The 9,194-nt window shown below is 64.7% G+C and carries 10 protein-coding genes and 1 tRNA gene; 6 read left to right on the forward strand and 5 right to left on the reverse strand.

Annotated features, from left to right (window positions below; all coding sequences use genetic code 11):
• Nucleotides 1-82 precede the first annotated feature (82 nt).
• The 3 genes from cobA to PCE31106_RS06235 all read left to right on the forward strand — a co-directional run bounded on the left by cobA (nucleotide 83) and on the right by PCE31106_RS06235 (nucleotide 2,898).
• Nucleotides 83-886 (forward strand): uroporphyrinogen-III C-methyltransferase, encoded by an 804-nt coding sequence (gene cobA, locus PCE31106_RS06225; protein WP_150562718.1) that lies wholly within the window; start codon nucleotides 83-85, stop codon nucleotides 884-886.
• Between the two features lie 248 nt (nucleotides 887-1,134).
• A complete protein-coding gene (locus tag PCE31106_RS06230) occupies nucleotides 1,135-1,710 on the forward strand; it encodes an ANTAR domain-containing response regulator (RefSeq protein ID WP_017233896.1) in 576 nt (191 codons plus the stop codon).
• 9 nt (nucleotides 1,711-1,719) lie between these two features.
• Nucleotides 1,720-2,898, forward strand: coding sequence for a CmpA/NrtA family ABC transporter substrate-binding protein (locus PCE31106_RS06235; RefSeq protein WP_017233895.1), 1,179 nt, complete (start codon nucleotides 1,720-1,722; stop codon nucleotides 2,896-2,898).
• A 23-nt stretch (nucleotides 2,899-2,921) separates the two neighbouring features.
• Here the strand turns inward: PCE31106_RS06235 and PCE31106_RS06240 are convergent, their stop codons facing one another.
• Complete coding sequence (locus PCE31106_RS06240) at nucleotides 2,922-3,263, reverse strand: zinc ribbon domain-containing protein YjdM (protein WP_017233894.1); 342 nt, start codon at nucleotides 3,261-3,263, stop codon at nucleotides 2,922-2,924.
• A 296-nt stretch (nucleotides 3,264-3,559) separates the two neighbouring features.
• On the opposite strand from PCE31106_RS06240, the gene PCE31106_RS06245 reads away from it, so the two are divergent.
• The gene (locus PCE31106_RS06245) at nucleotides 3,560-3,895 is read left to right on the forward strand and encodes a hypothetical protein (RefSeq protein ID WP_017233892.1); all 336 of its coding nucleotides are present in this window, start codon (nucleotides 3,560-3,562) and stop codon (nucleotides 3,893-3,895) included.
• Between the two features lie 136 nt (nucleotides 3,896-4,031).
• Nucleotides 4,032-5,012 (forward strand): bifunctional helix-turn-helix transcriptional regulator/GNAT family N-acetyltransferase, encoded by a 981-nt coding sequence (locus PCE31106_RS06250; protein ID WP_150562719.1) that lies wholly within the window; start codon nucleotides 4,032-4,034, stop codon nucleotides 5,010-5,012.
• Between the two features lie 81 nt (nucleotides 5,013-5,093).
• On the opposite strand, the gene PCE31106_RS06255 is transcribed toward PCE31106_RS06250, so the two are convergent.
• From PCE31106_RS06255 to PCE31106_RS06265, 3 genes are all read right to left on the reverse strand, one after another.
• Nucleotides 5,094-5,906, reverse strand: a complete 813-nt coding sequence (locus tag PCE31106_RS06255) for a class I SAM-dependent methyltransferase (RefSeq protein WP_150562720.1) — start codon at nucleotides 5,904-5,906, stop codon at nucleotides 5,094-5,096.
• Between the two features lie 157 nt (nucleotides 5,907-6,063).
• Nucleotides 6,064-6,140, reverse strand: a tRNA-Met gene (locus PCE31106_RS06260).
• Nucleotides 6,141-6,293: 153 nt separating this feature from the next.
• Nucleotides 6,294-7,022 (reverse strand): transporter, encoded by a 729-nt coding sequence (locus PCE31106_RS06265; protein ID WP_150562721.1) that lies wholly within the window; start codon nucleotides 7,020-7,022, stop codon nucleotides 6,294-6,296.
• A gap of 359 nt (nucleotides 7,023-7,381) precedes the next feature.
• Here PCE31106_RS06265 and PCE31106_RS06270 point away from each other — a divergent pair, with 359 nt between their 5' ends.
• Nucleotides 7,382-7,840: a metal-dependent hydrolase gene (locus PCE31106_RS06270; protein WP_150562722.1), complete on the forward strand. Its 459-nt coding sequence runs from the start codon at nucleotides 7,382-7,384 to the stop codon at nucleotides 7,838-7,840.
• Between the two features lie 115 nt (nucleotides 7,841-7,955).
• On the opposite strand, the gene PCE31106_RS06275 is transcribed toward PCE31106_RS06270, so the two are convergent.
• A complete protein-coding gene (locus tag PCE31106_RS06275; RefSeq protein ID WP_150562723.1) occupies nucleotides 7,956-8,966 on the reverse strand; it encodes a serine/threonine protein kinase in 1,011 nt (336 codons plus the stop codon).
• Between the last annotated feature and the right edge of the window lie 228 nt (nucleotides 8,967-9,194).

Consider the following 9,194-nt stretch of genomic DNA (forward strand, 5'->3'; position numbering starts at 1 on the left):
CATGGACAGCGCATCGTGAAGGTACCGACTGGATTTGAATTGGGCGACATGCAGACCATCGAGGAATTGAGGGAGAACGATCATGAACAACGGCAAAGTCACCCTGCTGAGCGCCGGTCCCGGCGCGCTGGATCTGCTGACATTGCGCGCGGCACGCGTGCTCGGCGAAGCCGACGTGCTGCTCGTCGACGATCTGGCCAATCCGGAGATCGCCACGCTCGCGCCGCAGGCCCGCGTGATTGCCGTGGGCAAACGCGGCGGCTGCCGCTCGACGCCACAGGCGTTCATCGAGCGGCTGATGTGCCGCTTTGCGCGACGCGGCGCGCACGTGGTGCGCGTGAAGGGGGGCGACGCGCTGATGTTCGGGCGTGCGGGCGAGGAAATCTCGGCGCTGCGTCGCGCGGGGGTGCCGGTGGAGATCGTCAACGGGGTGTCGTCGGCGTTCGCGGCGGCGGCCGGTTTGGGGATGTCGCTCACCCATCGAGACCACTGTGCGGGCGTGACGTTCGTCACCGCGCATCGGCAGGACGGCAGTGCCCCCAACTGGGCGGCGCTCGCGGCGACCGGCACCACGTTGGCGATCTACATGGGCCTGCATCGGGTCGAGGAACTGAGCGAAACGCTACTGGCGCATCTCGATGCGGCAACCCCGGCGGGGGCGGTCCAGTGGGCGGGCTCGCCGCAAGAGCGGCGAATGGTCACGTCGCTGGGCCGGCTGGCGGCCGACATTCGCACCGCGGGGTTTGCCAGTCCGACTATCCTGCTCGTGGGCGGCGCGGTCGGTGAAGCGGCGCTCGCGGCGGTCGAACCGAGCACGGCAACGGGTGTCGATGAGGGGGATGCCGCCGCGGACACGGTGCGCGACGTCATCGCCAGAGCGGCCTGATGCGTTGTATCTTCACTACCTATACTGAACAGCGCGTGTTCGATTAGCACAAGAGACGTCGCCGACGGGGCGCAGCCGATGCAGCCCCGCAACGGCGACGTGGATGGAATTTCACTGACCGGCCGAGCGCATTGGCCCCCACGAACTTGCCGAAAACACCGGATGCCGGGGACGTCGATCCTCAGGCCGACACGCCCCGCAAAGCAGCAGTGCCTGCCGCCCCTGTCACGACAGCGGGGGCGCACGGCATGCTGCGCGTGCTGCTCGTCACGGATACCGACAAGCCGATTGGCGAGTTGCGGACTGCGCTCGCGCGTCTGGGGTGCGAGATGCTGGTGGAAGTCGCCAAGCCGCAGGCGCTGCCGCGTGTGGTGGAGAGCGAGCGCCCGGACGTCGTCATCATCGATACCGAATCGCCGTCGCGCGACACGCTGGAACAACTCGCGGTGATGAACGCGGCGGCGCCGCGTCCGGTGCTGATGTTCTCGGCCGACGGCAATCAATCGCTGATTCGTGCGGCCGTCGATGCCGGGGTGACGGCATACTCCGTCGAGGGACTGGCGGCAGACCGGCTCGCGCCGATTCTCGAAGTGGCGCTTGCGCGCTTCGCCCATGAGGAAAAGCTGCGCGCACGACTGGCCAAGGCCGAGACCGAACTGGCCGACCGAAAGCTGATCGACCGCGCCAAGCGGCTGCTGATGGACCGACGCAAGATTTCCGAGCAGGAGGCCTACGCCATCCTGCGCAAACGGGCGATGGATCAGGGCGAGAAGCTCGTCGAAGTGGCGCGCCAGCTCGTCTCGATTGCCGAATTACTGGGATAGACACTGCTCATGTCGACGTCATCATGGTTGGCTTCTGACGCGCAATGGCCGGACGGCGTGCCAGAGAAACGTCATCTGCGCGTGGGGTTCATCGCGCTGTCCGATGCGGCGCCGCTGATCGTCGCGAAGCGTCTGGAGCTGGGGCACGAGCACGGGCTGACCCTGGAGCTGAGCCGCGAGTCGTCGTGGGCGGCCGTGCGCGACAAGCTGCTCACGGGCGAGCTGGATGCCGCGCACTCGCTATATGGCCTCGTGTACGGGGTGCAGTTGGGCATTGGCGGCCCGCGTGAAGACATGGCCGTGCTCATGGTGCTCAATCGCAACGGGCAGGCGGTGACGGTCACGCCGTCGCTGGCCGAGGCGATGGCGCGCACGGGCGACTTGCGCGCGGCGCTGGCGTCGCTCGGGCGCAAGCCGGTCTTCGCGCAGACGTTTCCGACAGGCACGCATGCGATGTTCCTCAATTACTGGTTTGCCGCGCAGGGCATCGATCCGCTCACCGAGATCTCCAGCATCGTGATTCCCCCGGCGCATATGGTTGCCGCGATGGAAGAGGGCGGGCTCGACGGGTTTTGCTGCGGCGAGCCGTGGCATGCCGTGGCCCAGGCGCGCGGGCTGGGGCGCACGGTCGTGGTGTCGAGCGACATTTGGCCCAATCACCCGGAGAAGGTGTTGGCCTGCCGCCGGGACTTTGTGTCGCGCTATCCGAAAACGGCACAGGCGCTGGTGCGCACGCTGCTCAGCGCGTGCCGCTGGCTGGATATGCCCGGGCATCGGGCGGAAGCGGCGGGATGGTTGGCGGAGCCGGCGTGGGTCGGGGCGCCACGCGACCTGATCGCGGCGCGTCTGCTGGGCGACTTCGGCCGCCTGCAAGGACGGCACGCGTTGCTGCCCGTGAGCTTCTTCGACGAGGGCGTGGTGAATTACCCGCACCCTTCGGATGGCATGTGGTTCATCGCGCAATATCGGCGTTGGGGCATGGTGGGCGATGCGGCGGTGGCCGGTGCCGCGCAAACGGCGGCAGCGGTGAGCCAGACGGCGCTGTTCGAGGCGGCGGCACGTGCGGAGGCCGTGCCGGTGGAGGCCACGCCAGCGCACGAGGTGCTTTGCGACGGCAAGGCCTGGGATGCGGCCGTCGCCGGCGATTTACGCGCGTACGTCGATGGATTCGATATTCGGGCCCGGTGATGTCGACCGGCGTGGCGACCGGATCAGACCTTTTTGACGAATTCCGATTTCAGGCTCATGGCGCCAAAGCCGTCGATCTTGCAATCGATATCGTGGTCGCTGTCCACCAGCCGAATGTTCTTCACCTTGGTGCCCATCTTGATCACGCCGCCCGATCCCTTTGGCTTCAAGTCCTTGATAACGGTCACCGTATCGCCATTCTGCAGAAGGGTTCCGGTGGCGTCGCGATAGACGCGTTCGGTGGGTTCCGTTGATGCGGCAGCCTGGGCCGACCATTCATGCGCGCACTCGGGGCAAATGTAGACACCCCCGTCTTCGTACGTGAATTCGGAGTTGCATTTCGGGCAAGCGGGCAAAGTACTCATGTCGATGGGTCCTGAAAGGCCGACGAAGGCGATCAAAGCGCGAAATTATATCGCGGTCGGCGGATTCGCCCGGGCAGCGGTGTTCCCGTGGCAGGGCGCCGCGATCGCGGTCGGGCTTCGATGACATCCCTAATTGATTCAAGCAACCGGATTACGGACACTCGAACGATCGATAATGCAAATTCGATGTCAGTCCCGCCAACGCCCTCTGTTCGTATTCTATGGTCGACGAGACCCGCTTCCCAATCCGCAAGGAATGCCCCCCGGGCGCCTGTACCTGTGATCGGGATAGCCTCATGCAAGACCCGCACGGTGATCGCCGCCTCCTGCTGTTGACGCAGGCGGAGGAGAAACGGCTGATCGCGCGCATCGAAGCCGTGACCAGTTACGCCGATCTGCAACGCGTAGCTGACCTGATGCAGGCCCAGCTCGGGATTTCGCTGCAGATCGCGCCGAGTGTGAACGAAGTCCGGACGGTCCGCGGCATCAGCATTCGGTTGGTGGCCAAACCGGGCCTTTGCCGGAAGCTCCACGCGTCGATTCCCGCCGCCGTTCGCCGATGCCTCGATAGTCGTCCCGGTATCGCCTACGCGATCCTGGATGCGCACGATTTGCTGGGTGGCGGTCAATGACGCCGTGACGGCGGGGCTCAGTCACGCTGGACGGTCTTCCTCGCTTGTCGAGCACGCGCAGGCACAATCAGCGACTTGCGCAAGTTGCGTATCGCAACTATATTGGTTGCGATACGCAACTGATAGGGGGTGAGATATGGATATCGTCGATCTACCTGGCAAGGCTCGCGAAGCGGAGATTCTGGAACTCCGCGACTTCTCGCGTCGACTGGTTCGCGAACTCGGCTTCATGCGAACGACGCTGGCCGACAGCGATCTCGCGCCGTCGGCGGTTCACGCCATCATCGAGATCGGGGCGACGCCCGGAATCAGTGCCAAGGACCTGGGCAACCTGCTGCGGCTGGATAAATCGAACACGAGCCGGCAAGTGGCGAAGCTCGAGGCCAGCGGGCTCGTGAGGCGCACGACGGCAAGCAACGACGCGCGTGCCTCCGAACTCTCTCTGACCGAAGCGGGGCAGCGGCTTCGCAGCAAGATCGACCGCTTTGCGACCGATCAGGTGTCCAGCGCGCTGCGGCGCATCGTGCCCGCGGATCAGGCGGCCCTGGTCCGGGCGCTTGCCCTGTACGCGGACGCGCTCGCACAGGACAACTCGGCCAAAGGCGTGATCGAGGGGGAAGTCTCCGCACAAGTGGTCGAAGGCTATCAGCCGGGGTGTATCGGCGACATTGCCAGCCTGCACGCGCGCTTTTACGCAGAACACTGGGGGTTTGGCGTGTTTTTCGAGAAGAAGGTGGCAACGGAACTGGCGGCGTTCGCCAGCGGGTTGCCCGCCGACGGCAAAGCGCTGTGGCGCCATGTGGAGAATGGGCGCACGCTGGCCTCGCTCGCGATCGACGGCGACCTTGCTACCGGTGTCGCGCATTTGCGCTGGTTCATCGTCGACGATTCGTTGCGTGGGTCCGGGGTTGGGCGGCGTCTGATGGCGCAGGCCATGGCCTTCGTCGACGCGCGCTATCGCGAAACGTACCTATGGACGTTCAAGGGGCTCGATGCCGCGCGGCATTTGTACGAGTCGTTCGGCTTTGCGCTGACCGACGAATCGGAAGGCGAGCAATGGGGGAGCCGGGTTGTCGAGCAACGGTTCTGTCGTCGTGCGGGTAGTGCGCCGTCATAGCGCTCGCGCCCTCAGGCTGCCGGGGGCGGTCCAATGCCGGCGTGCGCCATTTACGATGCATCGGCGGTCCAGGAGCTGCCGCTATCGCGCCGCCACGATCACATGCGCCTGAATTTTGCCAGCGACCGGACCGTTGCCGTGGCGCCGGGCTATCGCCTGCGTTGCCCGCTCGGTGGCGAGTTGAAGCAAGCTGGCGTCGCGCGCTTCGATTTCGTTGCGCAGCGGCGTTCCGAGGCAATAGGCCGTGGCGACGTCGCGCGCCGAGGCCCCGTAACTCACCTTCTCGCGAGTTTCGATCGTCATGTGGACGAACCCGGCGTGGCTTAGGTCCTCCCGGATGCGTGCGACATCGTAATACCCGTGCGGCGTGCGCGCGAGGAATCTTGGCGGGTCGTGCGGAAACAACGCGCCGATGGCTTGAGTGATCTCGTCGGCGAAGGCATTCTCTTCGATGCGATCCCATACGGTGAAGACGAAGCGGCCGCCCGGCGTCAGCATGCGACGCGCCTCGGCATAGCCGGCGGCTCTATCTGGAAAAAACATCGCGCCAAATTGGCAGCAAACGACGTCGAACGATGCATCGTCAAACGGTAGGGCGAGCGCATCGGCCTGCGTCCATTCGATCCGGGCGTCGGTCGGTTGCCTGCCGGCCGCATAGTCGAGCATTGGCTGATTGAGATCGGTGACCACGTAGCGCACGTCAGCGCCGAGCTTCGGCGCGAGCGCTCGCGTGAGCGCACCGCTGCCGGCGGCGGTCTCCAGGATGGACTTGGGCGAGGTGGCAGCGACAATCGCTGCCGTATCCACGGCGTAGGTCTCGAAGATCAACGGCACCATCAGCGTGTCGTAGCACTTCGGAATCGATCCTGCAAATACCTTGTCGGGCTCGAGCATGATGCCCCCTTGAATGCACTGACGATGGCCCCGGGTTACCCAACCGCCTGTTCATTCTAGGCGGACCAAGGCCGGCCCGTTGCCGCATTCGTCGGCGAAAAGGATCACCTGGAATGACAAAAGCCCGTCGACCTTGCGGCCGACGGGCTTTCGAATTTGGTTGCGGGGACAGGATTTGAACCTGTGACCTTCGGGTTATGAGCCCGACGAGCTGCCAGACTGCTCCACCCCGCGTCTGAGAACTGAATAATACGAGAGTTCCGCGCATCGTGTCAAGCATTTATGACATTAAATTTATGGACCTCGGAAAAACATGCGCGACGTGTGCATTTTCGCCGCGTCCCGCGCGCACGCCGTATCACTCGGAAGTGAACGTCGTGGCGGCGCTCACCAGCGGATCGTGGCGCCCGCCTGCACGGAGTGGGCGAGCGACGCCGGGTTCAGGCCGCGCTTGTAGCCGACGTCCAGATCGAGGTCCTTCGTCGGGCTGTAGATCGCACCGACCAGTGCGTAAGCGGGCTTTGTCCGGGTCGTGGCGTCCGGATTGGTCGCGAGACCGATGTCGGCAACCAGGCGCACAGTGTCCGTCGCGCTGAAAAGCACGGCCGTGGACGCGTTCCACAGGCTCTGTCGGTTGCCGGTGCCGTTGTTGTTCCACGTATAGCCGGCGTTGGCGAGGAATGTCCAGCGATCGAGGTTGTATTGCATCAACAGATTCGCGCCGGTGGTCGCGCGCCCGTTGCCGAGGCCGCGATCCTGGCTGGCCGTCGGCAGCGAGACGAACGGCTTGAGGCCGAGGCTCCACTGATCGGTTTCGAGAAAGCGCCATTTGGCTTGCAACTGGAGGTCGGTGACGCCGCTGGTCCAGCCAGCGCCATCGGGTCGCGTGCGCTGGTAGGGCGCCTGGATGGCGACGTCGAGGTTGGGCATCACACCGTACGTCAGCGTGTTGTTCCATTGTTGCTGGCGGGCGCTCGGCATGGTTATCCACTCGCTGTTCAGCTCGAGTTGCCAGTTGCCGGTGTCCTGTGTGCCGGTGTCGTCCGTTACAAGCGGGTTGGTGGCGTGAGCGGCAAGCGGCGCGAGCGCTGCCGCGAGCATCAGAAACTTCTTCATTGAAAACTCCTGCGGGGCGATTGGTGTGTCCCGGTGCGAAAGACTGGAAATCCGTCGCGCGGATCGTACGGGGGGCATGTGACACGGTCAACCGAAACCCGCCGAATGTGCGGTATTCGAGATTCGTGTCTTGGGAGGTTGCTCGTTGACGGGGCTTCGTGGTGGGAGGTAGGGAGGTAGGGAGGTAGCGACGTAGGGAGATAGGGGATAGAGGCGTGGAGACGTTGAGAGGCGCAGAGGTGGATATGTGAGGGGGAAGAGGGGCACGAAAGGGACGCCGAGGCTGCCTACGTCGTGTATCGAGTGGTAGACTTCGGGCCCATTTTTAGCGGGGCCGGGCGCACCGCCGCCGACTCACCATGCAAGCCAGAAGTCATCTCATTTTCGGTATCGGCGCAACTTGGCTGATGCATCGCACCGGGTGGGCCGCCAGCGTCCACGCCTGGCCCTTGACGCTCGTTGGCGCATTGCTGCCCGACATCGATCACCCGAAGAGCATGCTGGGACGCCGAGTCGCACCGGTGTCGCTCTTGGTCTCCGGTCTCTTCGGCCATCGTGGCATGACGCATTCGCTGCTGCTGCCGATCCTGGCGGTCGTGGGCTGCCTGTATGGCTGGGGCCATGTGCCGGTGTGGATGCTTGCGTTGGCGGCCGGGTATTTGTCACATCTGCTGGCCGATTGGCTCACGCCGTCCGGCGTGCCGCTGTGCTGGCCGTTGCGAACGCGCTTCCGTTCACCGCTTTACGTGACGACCGGGTCGGCGGCAGAGTGGTGCGTGGCCGCGGCACTCGCGTTCGTCATGTGGCGATGGTGGTGAGTGCGGGCGGACGTGCCGGCGGAAGCAGCGGAACCAGCGGAATCAGTGGTAGCGGCGTCGGCTGACACGGCCAACTCGGCTGACAGGCCCGCGAGTCGGCCCGCGCGGATGTCGGTCAGCGCCAGGACAACGGCGGCTCGTCCATGAGGGCAACCTGTTCGCGAAGCTCCAGGATGCGGTCCTGCCAGTAGCGCTGCGTGTTGAACCACGGAAAGGCGGCGGGGAACGCCGGATCGTCCCAGCGCCGGGCCAGCCAGGCGCTATAGTGCAGCAGGCGCAGCGTTCGCAAGGCTTCTGTGAGATGCAGCTCGCGCGGGTTGAAGTCGGCAAAGTCCTCGTAGCCGGAGAGGACTTCATCGAGCTGGACCGTCATCTCTTCGCGCGTGCCCGAAAGCAGCATCCACAGATCCTGCATCGCCGGCGCCATGCACGTATCGTCGAAATCGACGAAGTGCGGGCCGGCATCGGTCCACAAGACGTTGCCGCCGTGGCAGTCGCCGTGTACGCGCAGCAGTTTCACGTCTCCAGCCCGCTCGTAAGCGCGCGCGACACCGGCGAGCGCCAGGTCGACAATGCTGCGCCAGGCGTCGCGCAGGTCGTTCGGAATGAAGTCGCTCGCCCACAGGTAGTCGACCGGGGTGCGTCCGTACGTGTCGATGTCCAGGGTGATGCGGTGGCGGAACGGCTGGATGGCGCCAACTGCGTGGATACGACCGAGAAAGCGACCGAGCCAATTGAGCGTGTCGGGATCCTGCAGTTCGGGGGCTCGGCCGCCGCGTCGAGGGAAGAGGGCGAAGCGGAAACCGTTGAAATGGTGCAGGGTCGTGCCTTGCGTCTTGAGCGGGGCAACGACCGGAATCTCCTGATGGGCGAGCGCTTGTGTGAAGGCGTGCTCCTCCAGGATGGCGTCGTCGGTCCAGCGCTGGGGGCGATAGAACTTCGCGATGAGCGGAGGGCCGTCTTCCATCCCTACCTGATAGACGCGGTTCTCATAACTGTTGAGGGCGAGCAGGCGCCCGTCGCTGAAATAGCCAAGCTGCTCGACGGCGGCAATGACGGTGTCGGGCAGGAGGGTGGAGAAAGGATGCGCGGGCGCGGAGGCGTCCTGTGAAAGATCAGTGTTCATGGGCGCTATTGTGCCAAAGGCGGTGCGACGGGCGCCGGTACTCTTCTCTATAGCGTCTGGATACAGATAGGACGCGGTGGGACAGGGACGCGAAAACGCAGAAAATTGCCTCGCGTTCAAAAAAGTTTCACAAAGGGCTTGCGCGGTTGGTCGAACCTGTCTAATATTCCGTCTCTCGCAACGACGGCGACGCAGCGAAAGCGGCGAAGCGGTGGGGGCGACGGGCTG

This window comes from Pandoraea cepalis (assembly GCF_902459665.1).
GTDB classification, from domain to species: domain Bacteria; phylum Pseudomonadota; class Gammaproteobacteria; order Burkholderiales; family Burkholderiaceae; genus Pandoraea; species Pandoraea cepalis.

Coding starts and splice junctions, on each gene's coding strand:
- cobA (WP_150562718.1), top strand. CDS start 83: ATGAACAACGGCAAAGTCACCCTGCTGAGCGCCGGTCCCGGCGCGCTG.
- PCE31106_RS06255 (WP_150562720.1), bottom strand. CDS start 5,906: ATGCTCGAGCCCGACAAGGTATTTGCAGGATCGATTCCGAAGTGCTAC.
- PCE31106_RS06250 (WP_150562719.1), top strand. CDS start 4,032: ATGGATATCGTCGATCTACCTGGCAAGGCTCGCGAAGCGGAGATTCTG.
- PCE31106_RS06275 (WP_150562723.1), bottom strand. CDS start 8,966: ATGAACACTGATCTTTCACAGGACGCCTCCGCGCCCGCGCATCCTTTC.
- PCE31106_RS06240 (WP_017233894.1), bottom strand. CDS start 3,263: ATGAGTACTTTGCCCGCTTGCCCGAAATGCAACTCCGAATTCACGTAC.
- PCE31106_RS06245 (WP_017233892.1), top strand. CDS start 3,560: ATGCAAGACCCGCACGGTGATCGCCGCCTCCTGCTGTTGACGCAGGCG.
- PCE31106_RS06270 (WP_150562722.1), top strand. CDS start 7,382: ATGCAAGCCAGAAGTCATCTCATTTTCGGTATCGGCGCAACTTGGCTG.
- PCE31106_RS06230 (WP_017233896.1), top strand. CDS start 1,135: ATGCTGCGCGTGCTGCTCGTCACGGATACCGACAAGCCGATTGGCGAG.
- PCE31106_RS06235 (WP_017233895.1), top strand. CDS start 1,720: ATGTCGACGTCATCATGGTTGGCTTCTGACGCGCAATGGCCGGACGGC.
- PCE31106_RS06265 (WP_150562721.1), bottom strand. CDS start 7,022: ATGAAGAAGTTTCTGATGCTCGCGGCAGCGCTCGCGCCGCTTGCCGCT.